This window comes from Vibrio crassostreae, from assembly GCF_041439375.1.
GTDB lineage: Bacteria > Pseudomonadota > Gammaproteobacteria > Enterobacterales > Vibrionaceae > Vibrio > Vibrio crassostreae_D.
The window spans coordinates 1-22,704 of sequence record NZ_JBGONY010000064.1; the positions used below are offsets into that span (position 1 = coordinate 1).

15 protein-coding genes and 4 pseudogenes are annotated in these 22,704 nt (G+C 43.3%); 9 read left to right on the forward strand and 10 right to left on the reverse strand.

Features of this window, described 5'->3' with window-relative positions; genetic code table 11:
• Positions 1–199 (forward strand): annotated as a pseudogene (locus tag ACED45_RS20090) (hypothetical protein); the annotation flags it as partial.
• 18 nt (positions 200–217) lie between these two features.
• Here ACED45_RS20090 and traI read toward each other — a convergent pair.
• The 4 genes from traI to traD form a co-directional block, all read right to left on the reverse strand.
• Positions 218–5,995, reverse strand: a complete 5,778-nt coding sequence (gene traI, locus ACED45_RS20095; protein ID WP_371714857.1) for a conjugative transfer relaxase/helicase TraI — start codon at positions 5,993–5,995, stop codon at positions 218–220.
• A gap of 93 nt (positions 5,996–6,088) precedes the next feature.
• On the reverse strand, positions 6,089–6,382 hold the full coding sequence (locus ACED45_RS20100; RefSeq protein ID WP_371714858.1) for a hypothetical protein: 294 nt from the start codon (positions 6,380–6,382) through the stop codon (positions 6,089–6,091).
• 50 nt (positions 6,383–6,432) lie between these two features.
• Positions 6,433–7,608 carry a hypothetical protein gene (locus ACED45_RS20105; protein WP_371714859.1) on the reverse strand — a complete coding sequence of 392 codons (1,176 nt, stop codon included), beginning with the start codon at positions 7,606–7,608 and terminating at the stop codon, positions 6,433–6,435.
• Positions 7,609–8,185: 577 nt separating this feature from the next.
• The gene (gene traD, locus ACED45_RS20110; RefSeq protein ID WP_371714860.1) at positions 8,186–10,291 is read right to left on the reverse strand and encodes a type IV conjugative transfer system coupling protein TraD; all 2,106 of its coding nucleotides are present in this window, start codon (positions 10,289–10,291) and stop codon (positions 8,186–8,188) included.
• A 560-nt stretch (positions 10,292–10,851) separates the two neighbouring features.
• On the opposite strand from traD, the gene ACED45_RS20115 reads away from it, so the two are divergent.
• The 4 genes from ACED45_RS20115 (at position 10,852) to ACED45_RS20130 (ending at position 13,528) form a co-directional block, all read left to right on the forward strand.
• Complete coding sequence (locus tag ACED45_RS20115) at positions 10,852–11,109, forward strand: helix-turn-helix domain-containing protein (protein ID WP_016800114.1); 258 nt, start codon at positions 10,852–10,854, stop codon at positions 11,107–11,109.
• A 375-nt stretch (positions 11,110–11,484) separates the two neighbouring features.
• A complete protein-coding gene (locus tag ACED45_RS20120; protein ID WP_017101949.1) occupies positions 11,485–12,123 on the forward strand; it encodes a hypothetical protein in 639 nt (212 codons plus the stop codon).
• Positions 12,124–12,506: 383 nt separating this feature from the next.
• Positions 12,507–12,959 (forward strand): helix-turn-helix domain-containing protein, encoded by a 453-nt coding sequence (locus ACED45_RS20125; RefSeq protein WP_371714861.1) that lies wholly within the window; start codon positions 12,507–12,509, stop codon positions 12,957–12,959.
• Entirely contained in the window at positions 12,959–13,528 is a 570-nt protein-coding gene (locus ACED45_RS20130; protein ID WP_371714862.1) for a PIN domain-containing protein, read from the forward strand. Before ACED45_RS20125 ends, ACED45_RS20130 begins: the two co-directional genes overlap by 1 nt.
• Positions 13,529–13,875: 347 nt before the next feature.
• Here ACED45_RS20130 and ACED45_RS20135 read toward each other — a convergent pair.
• Positions 13,876–14,587: pseudogene (locus tag ACED45_RS20135) on the reverse strand (IS630 family transposase); the annotation flags it as partial.
• A 231-nt stretch (positions 14,588–14,818) separates the two neighbouring features.
• On the opposite strand from ACED45_RS20135, the gene ACED45_RS20140 reads away from it, so the two are divergent.
• The gene (locus tag ACED45_RS20140; RefSeq protein ID WP_371714863.1) at positions 14,819–15,361 is read left to right on the forward strand and encodes a hypothetical protein; all 543 of its coding nucleotides are present in this window, start codon (positions 14,819–14,821) and stop codon (positions 15,359–15,361) included.
• A 428-nt stretch (positions 15,362–15,789) separates the two neighbouring features.
• On the opposite strand, the gene ACED45_RS20145 is transcribed toward ACED45_RS20140, so the two are convergent.
• The gene (locus tag ACED45_RS20145; RefSeq protein ID WP_102257505.1) at positions 15,790–16,755 is read right to left on the reverse strand and encodes a hypothetical protein; all 966 of its coding nucleotides are present in this window, start codon (positions 16,753–16,755) and stop codon (positions 15,790–15,792) included.
• A gap of 84 nt (positions 16,756–16,839) precedes the next feature.
• Between ACED45_RS20145 and ACED45_RS20150 the strand changes: the two are divergent.
• Positions 16,840–17,034 (forward strand): annotated as a pseudogene (locus ACED45_RS20150) (IS110 family transposase); the annotation flags it as partial.
• A 51-nt stretch (positions 17,035–17,085) separates the two neighbouring features.
• Here ACED45_RS20150 and ACED45_RS20155 read toward each other — a convergent pair.
• Complete coding sequence (locus ACED45_RS20155; protein ID WP_261840171.1) at positions 17,086–17,514, reverse strand: hypothetical protein; 429 nt, start codon at positions 17,512–17,514, stop codon at positions 17,086–17,088.
• Between the two features lie 145 nt (positions 17,515–17,659).
• Here ACED45_RS20155 and ACED45_RS20160 point away from each other — a divergent pair, with 145 nt between their 5' ends.
• Complete coding sequence (locus ACED45_RS20160) at positions 17,660–19,189, forward strand: transposase (protein WP_102556707.1); 1,530 nt, start codon at positions 17,660–17,662, stop codon at positions 19,187–19,189.
• Positions 19,190–19,486: 297 nt separating this feature from the next.
• On the opposite strand, the gene ACED45_RS20165 is transcribed toward ACED45_RS20160, so the two are convergent.
• The 3 genes and pseudogenes from ACED45_RS20165 to ACED45_RS20175 form a co-directional block, all read right to left on the reverse strand.
• On the reverse strand, positions 19,487–20,038 hold the full coding sequence (locus tag ACED45_RS20165; protein WP_371714864.1) for a hypothetical protein: 552 nt from the start codon (positions 20,036–20,038) through the stop codon (positions 19,487–19,489).
• A pseudogene (locus tag ACED45_RS20170) lies at positions 20,031–20,695 on the reverse strand (transposase); the annotation flags it as partial. The gene ACED45_RS20165 and the pseudogene ACED45_RS20170, both read right to left, overlap by 8 nt.
• 159 nt (positions 20,696–20,854) lie before the next feature.
• Positions 20,855–21,883 carry a GlxA family transcriptional regulator gene (locus tag ACED45_RS20175; protein WP_054543368.1) on the reverse strand — a complete coding sequence of 343 codons (1,029 nt, stop codon included), beginning with the start codon at positions 21,881–21,883 and terminating at the stop codon, positions 20,855–20,857.
• Positions 21,884–22,489: 606 nt separating this feature from the next.
• Between ACED45_RS20175 and ACED45_RS20180 the strand changes: the two genes are divergently transcribed.
• Positions 22,490–22,704: hypothetical protein (locus tag ACED45_RS20180; RefSeq protein ID WP_371714865.1), on the forward strand; the 215-nt coding region annotated here is incomplete at its 3' end.

The window sequence follows — 22,704 nt, forward strand, 5'->3', positions numbered from 1 at the left end:
AGCTGATCAGATCGTAGGTTCTGGATTTAGTTCCACTGAATTACGCAACAAAGCCGTGCTAAATTTAAATTTGGCGCATAGCTTTGATGGGGAGGGGTATTATAAGAATAAAGCGGATTCGATTGAGCAAAGAAAATCCAACACCGCTTTGGTTGATAAAAGCGTCGATGAATATCTTGAAGGCGAAAAAAAAGGGTAGCCATTGGCTACCCTTTTATTATCGCTCTAACTCTCTGTCGATTTCTCTGTCTTCCCAATGGCTCTCTTTCTCTGATTGATTAAATTCCATCTCTTGTTGAGGTGAATATTCTTTTGGCTCAAAGTGGTCGAGTGATTGACTGTCGAGTTCTGTTTTCTCATTATAGTTGAAGGTGTCTAATTCCCTATCCTGATGAGACGTGTGCGGCTCACTTAATTCAATGTTATGTGCACTGTTATCTCGCTCTAGTTTATCAATGCACGATTTGATGTCCTCTTTAAGGTTATCATTTGACATGAATTGGATGTCTCGGCCATTAAAGTTCTCGACGATTTTTTCAATGTTGTTCGGGTTTAAATCGTGATTGCCATGATTTAATACAATAATGATGTTCTGTCTTAGTTCATCGGTAGAGATGTTTTGAATGTCGTTCTTGTGATTGAGGTTAATAATATCAATCTGTCCTTGGGTTTGGTCTCGAATTAGAAACGATTGTTCAATCGATGTGCTGATGATGGTGGTGTTTAAATTCTCCCCTTGATGGAATCTTGTTAATTGTTTGGATTTCGTCCCTAGGGTTCTTGGGTTAATGTCTAGGGAGGTATCTTTATTTCCTTGAGTGTCTAAATAGGTCACTTCAATGGCTTTGGTTTCGCCTTCTTTATTGTGGATGTTGGTTAGCATTGCAGGGTGAAGGGACCTATCTTCGGATGAATAGACCGCAGAGTGGAATTTTACATGGTTGTTTTCGATGTTATTGACACCGAGCTTGTTTAAGTACGTTTGGGCGAGCGTGTTATCAATAGGTAAGCTTTGATTTATATAATCTTTAGCTCTTTCTTCAAACTTCGCAATATGCCTAGGTGTGGTGCTCAGTAATTTGTCGTGCTTACTGTTTTCCTCCAATTGATATTTGTCCGGTTCGTTTAGCATCTTGTGCGCTTCATTCATCGCGGCTTTATAGTTCATTTCCTTATGACTCATTATAAGGTTAATCAATGCGCCTTTTTCGCCTGTGGTGTAGTCTTTAAAATACCCACGATATTCTCCAGTTAGGGTCACTTTAATCGCCGATTTTCCAAGGCCAAAGGTTAAATAATCACGGTCTGATTTGGATTGATTCGGATTTCCTAATAACTGAACGGCGAGGCTTTCTGTGTATTTGGGTAGCTGCGTCTTGATGTGCTCTTTAAATAGGGCGTAGTCAAAGTCACCGCTTTTATTTTGGAACCGAACGTCCTCGTGAGGGAGGGCATTTCGGTTAAAGTAGGTGGTGTCTTTGGGGGGCGTTTGGTTGAGGGTTTCTATTGCACTGGCTTTATGGCTTTCTTTAGAGAGCCAGCTTTTGACCAGTTGTTTGGTGTTGTCGGTATAGAGGCGAATGTGCTGACTGGCACGGGTGACATCGATACCGGCGCGTCTTAAGTTGGTCAGTGCGCCTTTGCTTTGTATCGCGCTAATGACGTGTTGATAGGTGGACCCTTGCGCCATGTCTGCGGTTCGACTGTAAGCGTAGTCCCAATGCCCGTCTTTAAGCTCGTTGGGGTTAATGGTGAGCGCTTGTCCTGTTTTGGATTGCGCTTTGATGCCTTCCTCATTGGCTTGCGTGATGCGGTATTCGACGTTGGCTTTGATGTCACGACTTTTATCGGTAAAGCGCGTGATGATTTTATCGCCCGTCGAAAGTGGCTTTTCTGACGCAGAGAACAGGGTGGTGAAGCGGTGGTCACGGTTGCGCGGTAAGAATGGCCTAGTCTTACCTGTCGCTGCGTCTTGAAGTGTCACCACGCCATGCTCTGAGTCAACGTGAGTGATTGTCGCGTACTCACCGGGTCTGGTGCTCAATATCAAGCCTTTTTGATACGGCATCATGGTAGTGAGCTCTTCACCCGTGGCGCCGATTGAGCGTAGCCGGGTTGCGACGACGTTCTCTTTGCCTAACTCACTCTGTTTCATCAAACCGACACGGATGTATTCGGTGATGGTGTCACGCTCCTTGTTGGTGTAAGCGATGATAAGCGTGTTTTCTCTGGTTTCTGGGGTGCGCTCTAAATAGTCTTTGGCGACCACATAAGGCAGCTTCTCTGTGGCGGTGAGCTGCGCTCTGCGTCGGTCTTTGTCGTTTTCATTCAGCGTAGAAATGACATGTTGGCTGTTGCCTTGGGTATCAGGGGCTTGCTGCTGGAGTTTATCTAGGGCGCTGAGCGGCTGTTTATCAATGGTGTTTTGCTGTGCATTGTGCAAAGTGTCATTTTGTGGGCGTACCATATCGGTCATGTAAGCGGTATCGATGCGCCCTTGACTTATGGCCAGCTCAAAGGGTTTACCGGCACTGAGCGATAACAACTGCTCTTTATCGCCCAATTTGACTGTTTTGGACTGACTGTCATTGACCAGCTTTGTGAACTCATCGGCTTGCTTATTGCTGACCATGGAGCTTTCATCGAGAAAGAACAAGGTGTGTTGATAGTCACTGGCTTCTCGATTGCCTTGTCGGATGTCAGAAAGCAAACTGTCTAGCGTTTGCGCTTTCACGCCTTTGCTTTCGAGCTCTGCAACCGCGGCGTGCGTGGGCGCAAGACCGATGACGCTTTGCTCTGGTTGCTGGCTGGCTTCTTTCACTAACTGGATAAATTCAATGTTGGATTCAAGCAGGGTGGACTTACCTGTGCCGGCTAACCCTTGGATGGCCACAAAGCTGTCTTTGGTGGTTGAGATAAGGGTGATGGCGTCCTTTTGCCCTTGGGTTAGGCGAGGCTTGGTATCGAGAAAGTCTTGCACCTGCTTAGGCGTTGCAAAAGGTTGATGTTGGCCTTTACCATCATCGATGTTTTGCAGGATGCGCTTTTCAGTTTCTAGCGCGGCTTGCGTCGTCCAGCGTGTGCCGTCACTGTACTCTGCAGAGAGGGTGTCGCTGCGTTTAGTCAGCTCTGTTTCAACCTGCTCTTTGGTAATAGAGCCTCCGGCTTCTTCAAAGGCGTAACGCACCGCTTCCACCACTAAGGCTTTTTGGCTAAACGCCGCTTCTCGCTCTGAGAGGTGGTTCAGGGCAAAGCTGACCGCTTTTTCGATGAGTGGGGCGTTTTGCGCTTGCGCGAGTGCTGACAGCGCTTGACTGACATCCTGCTTTAGCCAATCTTGGGTGGCATCGTTTAGGTAGCGGTCGTTGACGTTTTGCGTCTGTAATACGCGCTCAATGGCCGAAGGGGAGACCTGTTCTTTTTCGAGTGCGCTTTGGGCTTTTTCTGGTTTGTCGGTGAAGATATCAAGGCGCTCTGTTTTTTCAGTCAGGTCGTTTATCAGGGGCTTAGATAGGGTAAACGCTTTGCCAGACAGTAAAGTATGGGCTTTTGGCTCAATATGGTGGGCGCTATGAACGTAGTCGTATTGCAGCGGCGCGTCTTTTAAGCTCTCTAAGTTGACGCGCTGCGTTTCCCCTTTGCTCTCAAGCGTGAGGCTTTCTTTGTCAATGTGAGTGACAAGGTAGCTTTGGTTCGCGTCCAAGCCAGCAGGGAAGTGTTTGCCTAACGTTCGAAGGCGTTCGCCTTGGGCGATGTTGAGACTTTGCGGTTTATTGGTTTGCATCTTCATGTGCTTAAAGGCGCGACTGGACGGGTCAAAGGTGTGTGATTGTCCATCGTGTTTGCTGAGTGCGGTCATGGTGTTGCTCTCTTTATCGATACTGGCGATGACAAAACTCTGAGGTTTGTTTTTCTCCCAATGGGTGAGTGTCATGCCTGGTTTGTAGTGTTGAACGAGGGGTTGTTGCGCTTTGGAGAGGGGGTGAGGGGTTTGAGTGAATAGGGTGGTTTCGTGTCTGGCGAGGGCGCCGGTATTTTTGAGCTGGCCCCGTATCGCTTCGGTTAACCGCCGCTGCTCGACGCTGGAAGTGGCAATCACTTGCGTGTTGGCTTTATCGGGGAGGTCGGCGTACACCCGCGCTATCCTATCGGTATTATTGTCATGCAGTTTTACGTTGGTGTTGCTGGCTCGCTTGCCAACCCAAGAATGACTCTCCACATTGCCTTTTTGATACAGCGAGATAGCGTTATTGGCTTTAAATCCCTGACGGCTTGATACGCGATTAAGCATCACCACTTTACTGCTCGATTGTTTGGCTTTATCGGTGAGGGCCAGCAACTCATTGGCACTCATCTTATTGGCGTCATCGATGAGCAAGATGTCTTTATTGGTCAGCGGCGTATCGCTTTGCAGTAAGCTATGGGTAGTGTGGCGCTGCTCTGGTGAAAAGAGCTGACCGACCCAGGCGCTGAGTGTTTGACTCTTGCGCTGTACGCTCTCCATGCCTTCTGCCTTGGCTTTCACGCTTTGGGAGACCAATTGGACTCGCTTACCGCTGTGATTGCCTACATTGAGTAGCTGCTGCGCAATACCCTGTGATGAGCCGTGTACATTGACCACGTGGAACTGTTTGGTGGAGTGGTACAGGTCGGTCAAGATGCGCTGCTGGTTTTCAGGGATAGCGAGCTTGTTGAGCGTGCTGGATTCAACGTGGGTGCGCATGTGATGCGCCCGGCCTTGGGTGCTGTCGATAAGCGCTTTCTCGTTATCAATTAAGCCTTTGGTGGTGTATTGCCCTTTGTGACTGAGTCCTATCAAGTCGCCTTGTTTAATCATTTCATCCGCGACTTTTTTGATATCAAGGGCGTTGAGTTGCACGCCGCCTTTGGTGAACTCTGAGGCCGTCAGTTCAATGATTTTTTCTAGGTGTAACGCGGTGCTGTATTGCCCTAGATGGTCAATGGCTCTGCTGATGGCGGCTTGGGTTTCACCAAGTGGTGGGGTGTTTTGCGCTTCTTTTACTTGTTGCGCCATGGTGACAAGCTCTGCGGGTTCATACCCTTGCTCTTTTACGGTGCTTTGCCACTGTTTGTTGAGGCTGTCACTGCTCTGGTAGGTTTTGCTTTTACGAGTATCGAGGTTGGCTACGTCTTTCGCCGCGCGAGAGTCAAAGCCTAAATCGAGTGTGCGTTGGTCAATTTGTTGTTTGCGAGTGGATGACGCATCAAGAATAGGCTGAGGGACACCGCTGATTTCGAACTGACCGTTGCCGACGCCTCGCGTGGAATAACCGAGTGCTTGTGCATCTTTAGCCAATTGGCTCTGGTACAAGATACCGTAGTATTTTTGGAAGTTGTAAATGCGCTCGCCAGTCCCGTTAATCACGCCCCCTTTTTGTTTTAGGCTGGATGCAAGCGTGCGAAGTTTTCCTTCTTGGTCGCGTGTCATGTTAGCGGCTAGCGCGTGCGAGTGGACTTGTGGGTCGTTTTCACGGCTTGTCTTATGGCGCACGACCGCAAATATCATCGAGTCGGTGTTGTGAAACTCGCGCGCTCCCTCTTTGTTGATGGTAGTGAATTGTGCCACGTCTCTTTCAAGCTCAGTTAAGGCGAATTTTACGGCGTTATTGTGTGCTTCAATGAGTCGATTATCGCCACTTACAAGCGCAAGAACACTGACGGTTTTAGGTGCAGAAAAGGTCAGGTCGAAGCCCGATTTATGATCATCTCGTTTTCCTTTAATGGTTTCACCGCCAAGACTGCCTGAGAGTACCGATTCTAGGGTGGCTTGCTCTACGGGTTTACCCGCCAGTCCCGCTTCGATGGCCAGCTTGCCATGCCAGAAGGTGTTTTCTTCTTGGTCTTTTTCCTTGAGGTAATAGTTATCGCCCGCGTTTTTTTCTAAAGAGACGTCAGGTAGGTCTTTGGGGTTTTCTTCGCTGAGATAATATTTGGCAGCGCCAGAAGCGGATTTTAATGGGCTAATAGAAAGCATGAGTATTTTCCTTATGCAACGCAAATTGCCGCTAGCAGCAAAACTGAGCGGTGAGTGGAGGTTAAGGGGGAAGTGGAATTAAAAGAGGTGTGGTTACAAAATGATCCCAACACAAGCAAAGGAATTGCTAGCGGTTAACGTTCGTTCTTCGTGAATGATGACGCCATTTTCATCAATGTGAATGGACGTAATGCCCGCTTTAAATCGGTCTAACGCTACAATTTCTTCCTTGGTTAAATGCTTGCCATGAGTCAGGCATTCTAGATGGTTAAAGCTGTATTCATCGGCGGCCATCGCTAGTTTCGAAGAATCAGAATGCTTCATGCACTCATTGCCATACAGCCAATCTTGAGCACACTCTATATTTGGCTCTAACTGGTAAGTCATATGGTGGGTGACGCTTGCAAAAGAATGGGACTGGCTTGTCCATTTGTAGCTCACTTGAAAACAATCAACCTCATCGGGACGGCATACCAACCTCGACTTTTGGGGGAGGTATCTAAATAAACAGACGCGTAGCGTTTGTTTGGCCAAAAGCGCTTTGTTTTTGGATTGCCGTTTGGTTTCGCCCAATCGGGACCTATAAATTCAAAATGAATGTCTGTTACCTTGTTGCTGGTCAGCTCAGGTGTCAGAAATATTCTAGGCGTAAATTGCAGGTATCGTTCCTTGGGGTATAGAGGCAGATGGATGTCGAGTTGGTGTTTAATGGCCGATTGGATCTCTGAGTGTGCTTGAGTGTAGCATTCTGACCATTCAAGACTTTTTGCCGCCTCAATGGGTGACATGCCCCGGGCATATAAATCGATATAGGGTGTCCAATCTATCTTGATGTATCGGTATGGGATTTTTTTGAGATGCGCTGCAAATGCCTTAAACCATTCTTTCCATTGGTCGTCATATTCGTGGGTCATTTTTCCGTTGAGATAATTAAGACCTTTGCGAGTAAAAGTGACGCACCTTTGATCATCGTTGAGTTCTAGGTAATTTTCTGAAATCAGTTGCTCTAAGATGTCTCTGATTAGCATGCCAGAGTGTGGGTAAACATCCAAAGCGCGCTCTTTTGCTTGAGACTTGCTCAAGCTCATTCGCTTTTCTTTCATGTGCGCTAGATACTGAGTGTTGATAGGGTCTACTTGGTAATTTTTTGTTCTTGGCCACAGCCAATCTAAAAGGTCGCGGGCATAGGCCGTATTCGGTCCTAATTCTAACGTATAGGAGGTTGGCGCTTTGGGTAGGGGGGGAAGCTCTTCTTTATTGCCATTCATGGCGTTTAACTCTTCGGTAGTTAAGTTTCTTAGTATGACATGGGTAAAGCCTTCAATATTGTCGATGTGCTCCCCCAAGCTGACTCTGACACTTTGGATGAAAGGAATGATGGATGCTTGGTTAAATAGAATGTTGTGGGTTGGCTCGTGGTGCGTGACTGCTTGCGCTTTTAAGTCGTCCCAGTCGCCATAACCTACCGCTTGAGCGCAAATCGATAACCATGTGTTTTTTTCGGTGGCGTTGCCCTGAATGATTTCAGCGAAGGTAAGTTGATCGAATATAGTGTGTAATTGTTTCTTTAATATCGGTAGATGGTCAGAATTAAAGAGGGTCTTATTTGACATGGTAATTCCTTGATGAATGAACGTAAAAAAGCCTTGCCATTGCAAGGCTTGGAAGAGTGGTTGAGTGATTATTCGAGATGATGAGGCCCTAGGGTGTCGTCTCTATGGGGCGTTACGCTTTTCATCGATTTTCCTTTAATGAATCTCATCAATGATAGGGCTTACGTGCGCTTATGGTGCACTATAACTAAATATCTAATCATGACTAAGATTGAGTCAGTGCACTTTTTAACACGCTGGGTGCTAAGTACATGAAAGTCAGGCCTATCGAATTCAATAAACCAAATCCTGCAGAGGTGAGTACGATGTAGTGAGGAGTGTTGGGGCGTTTTTTAACAAAAAAACCACGATGCGCTTCAAACCATACAGTGATAAAAAGCCAGTGGACGCGATGAAAAGTTGCGTCCACTGAAATTGACTCTCGGTGATCTGCATAAGACAAAGTGCAAAAAATAAGAGTGAGACGACCAAGGTCTCGAAGATTAATGTAGACAAACTCGGTAACATAAAAATACCTAATACATTTGGTTTGCAATGACCTATTTCTGTCTTGTGTGGCTATCGACTATTTGATGCGCTATTCAACCATATCACCCGCTTCCATCTCGATATCTTGAGATATCGCCGACTCGTCGAGCTCTTGATGCGCGCGATCTTGAGGGGCATTGTCTGATTTGAGCTTTTCCGACTCCTTGCTGGCTAACGCTTTGACTGTCTCACTTCGTTGTGCTTGTTGGATTTGGTCGGTTTCCAGCTTCATCTCTTCCGGCGTTTCAAATTGCTTGGCTTGGATTTCTGTGAGTGCGTTACGCTCTTCTTCGTTGAGGAGCATACCTGGGGCGACACACTCAAAGTAAATCGCTTTTTGATACGCTTTGGTCATGGCGGGCGATGGGGTGTAATCACGTTTTATAAAGGCCGGTGTCACATCTCGCATCTTATCAAAGTGCAAATCCAGTCGAGTGATAAAGCTGCTTCCTGGTACGCGAAGGTAACATTGCAAATCATCCATGGCTTGGATTTCACTGCTAGAGATAACCGGTCGTGTCACCGTCTGGTGGCCAATCGATACCCCATCACGCAGTGCATTTGCACCGTAAGAAATGTGCTCTCTTGAGACGTCCACCTCTTGCTCACCCAAATCTTTGGATGAGATTTGCGCCATCTGCGCTGATGGGGCGCGAAAGTAAAAGCGAGAGTTGAGTAAATCAAAAATAACGTCCGCGGTATTTTTTCCGTAGGTTTTCACGAGCTGCGCATAAGACTGGAGACCAATCACATAACAGCCCCCAAACTTACGCACTTCGGCAATGATGGTGTCAAGCTCAGGCAGTTTATGCAGACTTGGCATTTCATCCATAATCACCCAGATGCGGCGGTCTTCATCGTCTTTGAGTCCCAAGATAGCGTTAGAAGCAATGGCAAGCCACGTCGAAATCAAAGGACGCAATGAGGCGTGTTGCTGCGCGTTACTCGATAAAAACAAAAAGCCTTTTTGTTTATCATCTTGTACCCAATCGGTGATGGAAAACGGTTTGCGTTTGGGCTCTCCTTTCGCGTCTTTATCATCCAAGCCATCTAAAAAGCGTAGGCTCTTAATGTAGGTGGCGAGCACCGACTTAATGGAGATGGCCGTCTTTTTGATGTCTTTAGAGACCAGGGAAGCAGACTCTGTGCCTTGCAGGAAATTACCCAGGGTTTCAAGTTCAGACGTGAGTATCAGGCTAAGCAGCCTTGCGGTCGAGCAGGGCTTGTCATCTTGGCTCATGCGATACGCCGCACTTGAAAAGATAGTCCGGGCGGAGTCGACCCAGAATGGGTCACCTTCGCCATGCTGCGGGATAAGGGCGCTGGCGATATTTTCAAAGTCAGGGGCTTCTTTTGCATCGCACCACACATCCCAATTGGCGCAGCGTTCATCGAAGGGGTTGAGTAAGGTATCTTGGCTAGGGTCAAAGAACTTACTGGTAAAGGTGCAGCCTTTATCATAAATAATCGCTTTATCCCCACGTTTGCGTATCCAGCGCAGCAGTTTCCGCAGCATGACGGATTTACCGGCCCCTGTGGTGCCGTCAATCAGCATGTGCTGCACTTCAAACTCACGTTTAAATAAGGCCAGCCCATCCACTTTGAAATCAGAAATCCGTCCGTTGCCTACACCCTGTCTTTTGAGTTTCTTTGCCCGTTTTTTCAAATCATTTGTGAGCACTTTGGGTTCGGCGTATTGAAAGCCTCGAACGTGGAAATCTTCACTTTGCTTTTCGCCTTGTCGTTTAAAGAAACTCATGGCGAGCATCAAAATAGCGAAGGCAATACAGATGGCAATTAAGAAGTTGATTTGTGCTTGGCGAATGACGTCATCATAAAGGCTGATGAGTTGGGTATTTTCCAGTTGGGAGGCGAGCGTGCCAACGTAGCGTTTTCCACTCCAGAACGTCGTGACTTCGCTGTTAAGATTGTGCCCAAAGCTGGCATAGATATGATTGCGCCAGTAGTAGAACACAGACCAAAAGGCGTTATCGGGCGCGCGTAGCCAGGTAAGAACGCCAGTGAGCGCTATCACCGACCAAATGGCGGCGTAGACTAAGGTATTGTTGACTTGAAAGAACATCCGAATGGAGTGAAAAGTAATTTGTCCGCCACGGGTAAAGTGGTTGCCGGACGCGCGTTTAGGTCTAGGCATCGTGGTTCCTTGAGAGTGAAATGCAGTGCTTTTTTAAGTAATTACCTGCGTATGCAGATGAGCTGGCCAACAATTGAACGGTTGTTGGCTAATGGTATTGCGGTGTAGGGCTCTGATATGAAAAAAATTTACGCATGCCGAAGGTAAGTCACGGATGTTCACCTCTCCGACGGGGTGGGGGTCTAGAGCCCCGACATGCTGGCAAAACTTGGGTGGTTTATTTCCTTGCGCTGATAATCCTCACGGTCTCGAATGTGGTCAGCGTTATGCTCGAAACCTTCAAAGCAATCCTGATTACTCTTTTTAAGAAGAAAAGCGAAATTGGTCTCTGTGTAATAGAGATGGTGAGCTTTATGTTGATGATGGGCATCACCGGACAGGGATTGGTCGAGTGTTTTTAGAAACGAATGGCTTTGAGCTTATGATTAAAAATGTCCTCGTTGCTTATTGCGCTGGACAGTTATCCATCGTATTCGTATTTTCCCGCGTCGGCTGATTTCAAGGCGATTTCATGGTAAATTTGTCAGAATGATAACGTTCCTTAATGACCTTCAACTTCTATGAATGACCAACTAACCCCAATCAACAAAGACCATTTAAAAAAACTTATCCGAGCAGAACTGGAACCGACATGGTTTGATAAACAATCAGTTAGCCCTGATATGTCTTGGGTGACTCCTGCTGTGTTTGAAATATTGTTTACTGAGTTGATAACTCATACGCGCGGTAATCAGTCTAAGGCTGCTAGGGTTTTAGGGATTAACAGAGGTAATTTCACCAAAAAGTTAAATCAGATCACAACTCGTGAATTTGGATAGGATGAGAGCTTATAAGTAGGTATCCGCCTATTGGTACCCTAACGAGGGTGCAGAGATTAACCAACCCCCATGACCTCTCAAGAAATCAATGGCAGTTGCTCTAATTTTCGCTTCAAGGAGCACTGGCGGTAATCTACTCCAATTGCAAAGTAACCATCATTGGGCTCTTTTAGAAGTCAACGAATATACCCGCCTATTAGTGTCGCGATAAGTTTTATAATTGGCGCTTTTTACTTCAATTTGAAAACAATTATCGGCATTTTTAGGTGATTTCGATCTATTTGGTACCATGAGCATAAACTCAACCGACGAAGGTTTTAGACAGGTTACGCCCCAACTTTGTGGATAACTGCTTTAATTTGTTATAAAAAAATAATGTTAGGTTGGAATTTAACGAAGCAAGCAAAACGGAAGGCCAAATTAACCATGGAAAAGATAATTCACTACGATATTCTCAAGGTTAAAGTTAGAAGCGATAAAGAAAGCACTCGACTGACCAGCCAATGGGATCAGGTTCTACAAATCTGTCGTGACAAACCACTCGGAGAGATCGCGAGAGCAAGATTAGCGTTTAACCTTGTCGATTACATCACAAGTGAAGATCTACCTTTTCGCTTATTCATCACACGCGCACCACAAGCTATGGCCACCATAGGCGAGGAAACACGAGTGTATAAAGAGCATCGAGTTATTAATGGTAAACAAAGCGGAATGATTTACGCCAAAAGCGAACAAATGTTACCAAGAGAAATCCACTATACGAATGAGTTTGTGGCAACCCGCTACGTTGCTGGGACAAAAACACCACTCTCTGCCACCTCCCTCGTTGATTGCCTCAAGGCTGGAGATGTCATAACACCACTCGATGGCATCTTGTTTTTAGGCTGTAAACGAATCGCCAGTGATATAGCACGTCTTAAAAAAATCGAACCCACCATGAACATCGAAATGAAACGTATCGAAGTATCAGACAACTTCACAGGCACAACAAGAAAGATGGCAAGTTACGAATGAATAACGAGGCGTAAACGATTGCCGCATGCTTTAACATGACAGATATAACTGAAACTAATCTTCGGACAATTCCGAGTTATGAATCATAGAACACTCTGACCTTTCGAATTACTTCTAATATTATAATCATTCAGCTAGCCTACATCTGGCTGACCAATTCCTCTCATACACTACATATTGAAGTACTATGATTAAAGATAGTTAAGCATGCGTTGATAGACCTTGAACTAGGCCGCCTACGAGCACTAAGTCCAACGATAATGTGATACTCTCTTTCTTTCGAATATTTCGAATGTTGACTTTTTTCGAATATTTCGGATAATGTCATGGTGAGAAGATTTGTATACCATGACATCAGAAACTAAAAACTAGAGAGAAACACGATGAATACTGCTACAAAATTGCCAAGCGCTGAAGAAATGGCAATGGCTAAGCTTGGTAGCCAAGAGTTGTCAGCCGTTATAGAAATTAATGGTGAAGCTCAAAGGATTAACGTTGTCGATAAGTCTGGTAAGACTCACGAAGTAACTATTCCAGCAAGCGCATTAAATATGATGATCGAGATGCTTACTCAATTAGGTCAAGGCAACTCTGTTAGCATCACACCTATTCATGCGGAACTCACAACGCAAGAAGGTGCTGAGATGCTAAACATGTCTCGTCCTACTTTCATTAAGCTTCTTGATTCAGGTGATATTCCGTTTAGCCGTACTGGCAACCGTAGAAAGGTAGCTTATACTGATCTTATGGAGTATAAGAACTGCCTAGAAGAGAACAGACTAGCTGCTCTTGCTGAACTATCTGCATTAGACCAAGAAATGGATATGGGATATTAATGGCGTCATATACGGTAATTCTAGACGCATGTGTAATGTACCCAGCTCCACTCCGAAGCTACCTAATGTACTTGGCCAATACTGGCCTGTTTAGAGCGCGATGGACAGAACAGATACATGATGAATGGACTCGAAATCTACTGAAAAATAGGCCAGAGCTAAATGCAGAACAACTGCAAAGAACTCGACAGTTAATGAACGCAAATGTTCCATACTGCTTGATTGAAGGGTATGAGTCTTTAATTGATGGCCTTACTTTACCCGATGTTGATGATAGACATGTTGTAGCTGCCGCCATTAAAGGTCAGGCTGAGTCTATCATTACGTTCAACCTAAAAGACTTTCCTTCTTGCGAACTCGAGCCTTTAGGTCTAACAGCAATACATCCAGACGAGTTCCTGTGCGATATGTTCGAATTGGACAGTAGCGCATGCGTTAAGGCTGCTCAGCAACAAAGAGCTTCATTAAAAAGGCCACCAATGAGCCAAGATGAGTTCTTAGCTTGCTTACAAAAGCAGAGACTCCCAAGCTTCATCTCACACTTAAAGAGCTTCAAATTGATGCTTTAACTTTGAATTAGTAGATTTTAAACTAGGCCGCTGATTGCGGCCTTTTTGTATACACTCATTCGCGTCTGAAATGTGTTTACTATTTAGCTGTACTCTCCCCGATATTTAAGAGAGCATCATTCGATGTTCTCTTATCTTTTTAACACTTTTGGCATATAAGAAAAAGTACGGTGATTTCAGTAGCGTGATCTGCTACTGAGTAATTACGTTAACGCAGAAAAGGGCACTTTCGAGTTAGAAAGTGCCATAGGTAAAAATTCAGCCTGTGAAGGTTTTGGACAAAAGTTTCTTAGAGCCATCACATTAATAATTTTTCATAGGGGAAAATAGACATCGTTCCTCACATGCTCATTCATTAGTTTCCAAAAGAAGCGAACAATATTCTCGCTATCTATCGTTTCATAAGTATCTGTGATCGTCGCGCTGATGTTTTTCAATGACAGAGCACCGATTAGATTCACGCGAGTACGGCTACCTGTCGTTTCAATTCGCTTATCCTGCCCCTTACGGATCCAGCCACAGCTAAGTTTTGTTGACTGAATTGGATGAATGAACGGCATCCATGAATAGTACAGGCGCATCCTTGGGCCTAAGTACCTCGTTGTAATACTCGATAAATGCTTACTGCTCTTCAGGCTTTTGCTTATGTGGTAGACCTTTAGGCTTTTTGTATGAAAAACCGTGGTGATGTAACCACTTATGAAACCCAGAAACGGTGTAGTTCACACCGAGTTCAGCTTCGATCTAAGTAATGATTTGACGCGTATGAAAGTAGGTTTTCTCAGTCAAATGCTCGATGAGCTGAATCGTCTGAGTAGCAGAAAGTAGACTCTGACTCCCGCTATTTTCAGGTTTAAGTTTTTCAGATAGAGCATAATCACTAAGATGACGAGTAACTATAAATTCATGGATACGAAGGGCTTGAGAGGTCATAGTCAGGCTCCAACCTTCGGAAGCTAGCAAGACAGCTTTTATACGATCGCATACTCGACGATCACGCTCAATATTGTGCAAATGTTCGAGTTGTTGTTTTTGCTCAGGAGTTAGTACCATTTTCATGGTGAGTGGCATGATCCTGACTTTATTGAAACCAAGCACCTTCAATGATCACGGGTATAGTATTGATAACTTATACTATATATTAATTCATTCAATGATACGTTATGATTAGCAAACTTAATATATAAGATAGATTTAATATTTACCGGAGTGATTCATTGAAATTTCATCATTTTACTTTTTTTTTTAGCAATATTTTTAAGTGGTTGTTCAACAGTTCCTGATGTAGAGTTGACTAAAGAAAACTTCGAACATCTGAAAACTATAAAACTCGAATCAAGTGAAAGTGACAAGTTGATACTGACTGTAATAAGTACGGTTCATCTTGAAGGTTCGGGCTTAACTCCAGTAGGCGGAGATGGTTTAGGTTTAAAAGAAAAAACCCTGGCTTTTATGGATGAAAATCAAGTTAATTTAAATCAGATTATTCAAAAACAATTTTCTGAAAAAGTAGAGCAAGGTAACGTTAAAGTAGTATTTGACGATAGTTCCCCAAATAGACTCGTCATTACACTTAATCATGTCGTTTTAGGAAAAGCCCCGGGGTTTCCTGGTAGTTTTGACGTCCGCTACAATATTACCGCTCAATTACTTGATGGTAAAAAAAACATACTGTGGTCGTATACTCCTTCGACACCATTCATAGCCGATGGATACTCTATATCTTTGGTTGAACTCTTTTCGTCCGGAGAGTCAATGACTCACTTCTTTAACTCTGCCTTAGAGCCAAAAGTACAAAGTATATACGACCATTTTATGAAAAACTTAATTTAAGTGATGTGACTGTTTCTGATAACCAATAAAAAATTAACTCGATATAGAATCTTACTAAAAGTAATTCCTATTCCAAGATAAACCACGTTACAAACCTCATAATTGGAACCTTCTGATTATGAGGTGTATTTGGGCTGTTTAGTTAATCCTCAGTGCGAAGCTAATAAAGCGACACCAACGAGCTATTTATAACGCAATTTTACTCTACGCACGCTATCGTAATCACGATCTTCTACCCTCGGAGCCAAACTTGTCAAGTAGTTCATAATGTTGGTACCCGTCACGAATTAGTTAGCGCATAGAAAAACTAGCATTAATGTTTATAAACTGGCTGATCTAACTCATTATTGGACAAAAACGATTTAGACCTATAGCCCTAAATCGTTTATACAAGATTAGAAAAAGTATCTTGAAACCTTAAATGCTTGTTATGTTTCTTTTAGCTCAGGAGCTACCACATTTAGTAGTTTACTGGTGTAATCAATTGCTTCACGAGCTATTTGTTGAGGAATGAATTCAGCCTTATGCACAGCGTCATTCCTTGGATTGACGAGTAAATCTCGGTAACTATAATTTTGTTGCATTAAGTCTAAGTGCAACTGAGAATCAGCTAAATTAAAGCGCCCACCTAGAGTTCTATTGCTTCTATTACTCAGGCGTGCGCCAATCTCTTCATCTGATAAACCACAATTAGAGAGTTCTAATGAGATCAATTCAGTTAGTGCGTTTTCAATAGATGCACCGCACTCTATTACAGTTTTCCGATAGTCTTTCTGCAAAAATGCGCGATTAGCCTCTAGGTAAAGTTTATAAGTCAAATTTAACGGAGCTCCAGATGATGCCAAAGTGCAAGCTTCAAGGAACTGTTCATGTTTAATATTTTTCTGCCAGTTATCCAGACAGACAGTAATTACTTTATTTTCAGTAATACCCTGATTTTTCCCATTTTCATCCCAATGAAAAAGGTGAAAATTATCACCATAAGAATTCAACGTCTGCTCAATACGAACATTTTGGTTAGACATCACTTCTAAGTAGTCAAGTAATAAGTTTATCCATGACACAAATGATTCATAAAGTAATTGACCGTTTACTTCAGCATCGTGTACTTCAAACTGAAATACCACTCTGTGCAAACTAGAATGACCACTAGGATATTGATTGGGCTTCCCCCAAAATATCGGCTCAGAGCCTTGCTTCCAGCCCTTAGCGACCTCTGGCGGGGTTAGTAGCTTCCATAAAGGATCTGGTTCATGTTCAGTCCAAATAGGAAGGAACGGAATATGGATGACACCACTGATGCCACTGACCATGATCGGGTACGAATTTCCAAGAACAGATTTATCTACACTAATCGGATACTTGAACTCAAAAATACTATATAAGTTACTCATAATTATCCCTAGAAACATAACGAGGCTGTAGAATTTCTCCTCGCCCCTCTCAATTCTGATCCTACCGCCATTTCATCACGATAAATCCAAGGCGCTCGAGCGCAAGTACGCACTGTGTTATATATGACAATGATGTCAGCCATGCAATGTAACCCCGTATTCAAAGCGAGTTATGCTCGACTTTTGGCTGACGGAAAGCCTAAGAAAGTCGCAATAATAGCGTGCGTACGAAAGATGGTTGTGCCCCTTAACTCTATGCTCAGAGATGGCGCCATGTGAGATGAAAACACAGCCAAAAATCAATCATTGACGCCATAGTCGTTTGTTAGGCTACTGTGCCGAGAGTTTAGTTTCCACACATTCCATTTTCGGTTCAGGAGCTCTCTTACCGGACTCAGAGTCAAAAAAAACAAGGTCTAGACTCGCTTCACCAAGCATCATTTTTTCAGCTTGTTCTAAAGCAGCAAAATAACCGGGAGGTGAGCCAAATTCATACTCCCCGCTTCGAAAGGTATCGATTCGTAGAGATGAGCGCAATTTTCGAAACGCTTCAGGTGTTTTTTGAAATGTAGCAACAACGCCCTTAAAACCTTTTTCTAATTCTGAGTCAGAAAAATAGCCTGTTACATTACAAAAGCTACGATCCAAAGCGCAATTAACTTTAAAGACATTTGCTTCATCTTTTAATTGCATCGAACAAAACCCAGCCTGAGCCCCAAAAGAAAATAGAATAAATGCGACAGATAAATATTTTTTCACTTTGCCTCCTTTGTAGCCTAACGAGGCTGTAGAATTTCTCCTCGCCCGTCTCAATTCTGATCCTACCGCCATTTCATCATGATATGAGCTTGAACGCACTAACTCCTTGTGATCTAATCTAAATTATTCGTCACAAGACACAGTTATGCCCAACTTCAAAACCGATTACTCGAACCAAAACATGTTCGTCCCTATCATCATCGATGAACAACTCATCCCCGGAACTATCGAGTATGCGATTTCTCACATTGTCGATAACCACCTCGACCTCTCGCCCTTTGATGCGCACTACCACAACGACAAAAACGGGGCGGCTGCTTACCCACCTTCCATCATGCTTAAGGTTATTTTTTACGCCTATTCCCTTGGCATGTTATCTAGCCGTCGCATAGAAAGGGCTTGCGTCAACAACGTCACCTTCATGTGCTTATCGGGCGACGAGCGACCACACTTCACCACTATCGCGGCTTTCATCGCACAAATGAAGGACACCATCGAACCACTGTTCACTCAGGTTCTCATGATATGCGATGAACAAGACCTAATTGGCCGTAACATGTTTGCTATTGATGGCTGTAAAATTTCATCCAATGCCAGTAAGGAGTGGAGTGGCACACACGAAGAGCTTCGCCGTAAAAAAGAAAAACTACAACGAGCGAGCCAGCGAATTATCGAGCGTCATCAAAGCCAAGATTCGCTCCCAAATGAAGTTATCGAACAAGACTTAAGACAAAAACAAAAGCTTGATAGCAGCGCCGATAAAATAGGTGCATTTCTGGCGAGCACTAAAGACAAATTGGGCAGCAGTAAAAAACCTGTAAAAAGCAACATCACGGACAATGACAGCGCTAAAATGACCACCTCAAAAGGCACTATTCAAGGTTATAACGGCATCGCCATCACGGATGACAAGCACCAAATTATTTTACACAGCCAAGTGTGGGGAAGTGTTGGTGAGCAGCAAACATTAAAGCCTGCAGTGCTCGCTTTGAAAGAACAATTAGAGAAACTACCCAACAGCTCAGAGCGCACCACCAAGTTCACTGCAGACAGTGGGTTTCACAGTAAAACCAACCTCAAGTTCCTGTCTGAGACCCCTTATGATTGTTACATAGCAGACACTGGATTTCGCAGCCGTAATCCGCTGTTTCAAAACAGTGAAACCTATCAGACCGAGCAAGCGAAAAAACGAAAGAAACGCTCAAAAACAGGCAAAACCTGTTACTCCATTTCGATGTTCGAGTTCAACCAAGACGAAATGACTTGCCGATGCCCTGCAGGAAATATGATGCGACTGAGCAGTAAAAACGCCGTCATCCGTGGGGAGCGTGGTGCTCAGTTTTGTGGATACCTAAACGACTGCAGACAATGCGTTCATCAACCGCTGTGCATGAGAAAACCGCCTGGCAAGCAAGTTGGTCGACAAGTCTTCTTTATCTACAAAAACACCAAAGACTTTGACCACATGCAGGCCATGAAAGACAAGATTGATAGCCCAGAAGGAAGGCGGCAATACAGTAAACGGCTTGGATGTGTTGAGCCTGTTTTTGGTAACATCACAGTCAACAAACAGATGAATCGATTTACGCTAAGAGGACAAGAGAAAGTGAACGCCCAATGGGCGATGTTCAGCATGCTTCACAACATGGAAAAGTTACGAAATTGCATTATCTAGAGGGTAAAACCTCTAAAATCATCGAAAAACTCCGATTAACTCTCATCCTGTCGCTCTATCTTTCCTTATTATGGTAAAGGTCACTATCATCACGTAGCATTTAGGCTGTTATCGGTCGGATAAATGACGATAAAAGCAGGGGAAATCGGCGAAAAATCGAGAAATCCTACAGCCTCAACGTCAAATTAAGGTGTGAACAACTCCACCACCTTACTTAAACCATTGCTCTATATACACTAAATTCACTTGAAGTGAGAGCGCCAAGCGTTGTGAATCACTCTTAAATTTCTTATTAGGTTACGAAGTCAAAGTTTTATGCTTACTATCAACAGCTTTTAATAACTCTTCTCTTGATTGCTCAAGGAGATTGTGGAGCTCTTCCATATTTTGGTTAACTGTTGCTAGAACTGTTTCTTCAACTTTAGGGTTACTCCAATATAACGATGTACTACCAATTATTGATGCAAAGGCTACCAATTTCCTATGCAGAACTTGCATACTCCTGAACGGAATAACCATAGATTTCAGCTGCTTATCATCTAACCGTTGAAAAAGAACGAGCTGTAATTCAAGTTTATTTAACAGCGTTTCATTTTTTGTCAGCATATCTTTCAATGGAGCAGAATCATCTTTGCCATTTTGTGTGATGTACTTTACTACCCCAGACTTAGCAAATTCTTTTACTTCCTTTGAGTCCTGTCGGTAAGCATCGATACTTAACTGTAGAAGCCCTATATAGTTCAGAGCCTGAGAAAAGCTCCTTGACGTTGAAATTGTGGCTTCAACAGGCTTTGTTGCGTAATTAAATTTAAAGATAGAACTACCCCGTTTCGCGTATTTCTTAATCAATACGACAAGTTTCAGGCATACCTAACCCAGTAAGCTTGTTCAACGCTTTTATCATCGCGTAAGTTTCACCCACCTGGGCATTGTAATTTCTTAAGCTCAGTTTCCCTCCTAGCAACTGTTTAACTCGATACATCGCTGTTTCTGAGAGTGAACGTTTGTGGTATCCATCCCCCTCTTTCCAATACTTATTTAAGCCATATAACTTCTGGCAACCACCCGCGAGATTTCGATGGTGGCCGCAGACTCCCCTTTATCTTTGAAGAATAAGCGCAAATTCTCGCTTAATCTGAATTGTCTAGCGACAGACTCTACGCTTGCCATCCGTCCCGTGTTTTTTGACTTTCCATTCACCTTCGCCATAAACCTTAAGGCCAGTCGCATCAATGGCTAATTGCTGTATGTGTCCTCCTCTCGTTTCATCTAAAATGAGACCTCAACTTGCTTTACTCTACGACTGATGCAGGTGTAATGCAGACAGCTCAATGGAACATGAGCTAGCTTAAATAATGAATAGATAAATCCTTGTAGTGGCATAGAGCATACTCGTTTCGCCATGAGCGCAGTGGCAAAGCTAAATAACTAAACCGACTTGGTCTGCCGCGTTGGTTTTACTTGCCTTATGGCTTTTTCATCAATCCAAAAAGTCAGAGAACCACGTTAATGAATGGTTGGTTGGTGTGCAACGAGGCTTAAGCATGAGGCTACGAGGAAAAAGGAATGTAGCTGAACAAATCCTAGGTTGTAGATTTGGTTCCATTGAATTACGCAATAAGGCACATATGAGCCAGTAAGTTCTTATAAACTCAAATCATTGATTTAACCTTCAAAAAATACTGGATCTTCCACCAAGATATCTAAGTCTTTGTCTAAAGATGCCAACATATTCTTTCGATATTCTTGAGGAGATAATTCATTTTCTCTTTTAAATATTTGTCTAAAGAACCGAACATCTTCATAGCTGACTCTACGTCCCACCTCCTCTACAGTGAGTTTAGTGGTTCTAAGAAGTTCTTTTGCAAATGACAGCCTAACTAATTGAATAAACTTTAATGGCGTGATTCCTGTTGCATCTTTAAACCTTCGCTTAAACTGTCGTTCAGAAAGATGCGCCTCCGAAGCCAACTCACCAACGCTCATTGAGCTAGAATCAACGCTTATTATCCACTTCTGGATGTTATGAATTAATGCATCTTTATGTTGCATAAAACTCATCACGTCACTGTAAGTCAACGACGTATCATCGCACTCATTCGCACTGCACAACTGGTGACATATACACTTTACCTGACTGCCGAAAATTTCTTCAATGATTTGAAAAATCAGTCCTTGATAAGTATAAACGCCTGAAGATAAATAGACCCTCTCGTTAATTAGTGCCTTTCTCTGTTCCAAAAGGCTAATAGCAGGAAAGTTTTTGCGAAACAATTGTGAATAATATGGATGAACAACTGCCTCACTGCCATCAAGCAGTCCCCCTTGTGCTAGGACAAAAACACCCGTGTCGATACCGACTACTCGTGTGCCTTTTTGATGTAGACTTTTAACCCATTCAATAATTTCTTGTGGAATACAGTTTAGAATTTCTTCTGGGTCACCAATCGAACCGACTAACAAGACGTCTGCTGCCGTTATATTTTGCCATCGTTCATCAACTTGAATTGTAATACCACCACGCCCTGATATTGGTTTATTATCAACAGAAACAACGGTCGAAGAAAAACTACTACACTTAGCAAGAGCAGCCGCCGTTTCTAAGATCTCTAACGGCCCCGTGGTTGTGGTAAAAAAGCGACCAGAAACAACTAGAGCTACCACACCAACCTTATTCTTACCAATATGCTCCAAAATTACATCCACCTCACTTATTAAAGCACCTCAAATTATAGCTTACTCAACTAAAATGCCACACATTTTCACACAGCTAAACATAGTAAATTTAATTATAATTTAACTATTAAATGCTAGATCTAAATCGAACAGTAATGAAAATAACACAAAAAATAAAAATTACCTACTAACCAAACCCCATTGAAAATGTTAAGTTTTTGCTCAGTTAGAGTTATTTTTATTCAAATCCCTGGTTTTGGCCACCATTATTTTTACACGCAGCGCAATGCCACTGCTTTTCTTGGTCGGGCATAGGCGATGCCTTGTTTGTCTTGTTTTTTTTGTTACCAATATGATCATTCACCCTGACTCGACGTAATTATCTCAATGTAAAGTTAATAACCACATTTCTCACCATAGCAATATATCAAACCAAGCCCACTCCAACCCAATAATAAATTGAAATAATATCATAAAATAAACTTATACAACCCATCCTTGGAACTAATCCCTTTAAGAACAGCCTATAAATAAGTTTATTTTATATTTTCATCACATACGCTAATTTAACTAATCATTCATTAGGCTATATATTATTGCATAAATTCATCATTTATTTACTTTATGCTATTAAATAATATAAAATCCAATTTCGTAATAATTTCGATTGCAACATTATTATCCGGTTGTGGCAGCGAAGACAACTCCTCTCCGGCCCCATCAACTCCGAATACAGACATTCAAATCAGTGAGACGGATACAACAAACAACAATACGGATATTACAGACATTCAAATCAGTGAGACGGATACAACAAACAACAATACGGATATTACAGA

What these genes read in the sequence shown, in the direction of transcription:
- traI (WP_371714857.1), bottom strand. Translation starts at nt 5,995, where the DNA reads ATGCTTTCTATTAGCCCATTAAAATCCGCTTCTGGCGCTGCCAAATAT.
- ACED45_RS20100 (WP_371714858.1), bottom strand. Translation starts at nt 6,382, where the DNA reads ATGACTTACCAGTTAGAGCCAAATATAGAGTGTGCTCAAGATTGGCTG.
- ACED45_RS20105 (WP_371714859.1), bottom strand. Translation starts at nt 7,608, where the DNA reads ATGTCAAATAAGACCCTCTTTAATTCTGACCATCTACCGATATTAAAG.
- traD (WP_371714860.1), bottom strand. Translation starts at nt 10,291, where the DNA reads ATGCCTAGACCTAAACGCGCGTCCGGCAACCACTTTACCCGTGGCGGA.
- ACED45_RS20115 (WP_016800114.1), top strand. Translation starts at nt 10,852, where the DNA reads ATGAATGACCAACTAACCCCAATCAACAAAGACCATTTAAAAAAACTT.
- ACED45_RS20120 (WP_017101949.1), top strand. Translation starts at nt 11,485, where the DNA reads ATGTTAGGTTGGAATTTAACGAAGCAAGCAAAACGGAAGGCCAAATTA.
- ACED45_RS20125 (WP_371714861.1), top strand. Translation starts at nt 12,507, where the DNA reads ATGAATACTGCTACAAAATTGCCAAGCGCTGAAGAAATGGCAATGGCT.
- ACED45_RS20130 (WP_371714862.1), top strand. Translation starts at nt 12,959, where the DNA reads ATGGCGTCATATACGGTAATTCTAGACGCATGTGTAATGTACCCAGCT.
- ACED45_RS20145 (WP_102257505.1), bottom strand. Translation starts at nt 16,755, where the DNA reads ATGAGTAACTTATATAGTATTTTTGAGTTCAAGTATCCGATTAGTGTA.
- ACED45_RS20160 (WP_102556707.1), top strand. Translation starts at nt 17,660, where the DNA reads ATGCCCAACTTCAAAACCGATTACTCGAACCAAAACATGTTCGTCCCT.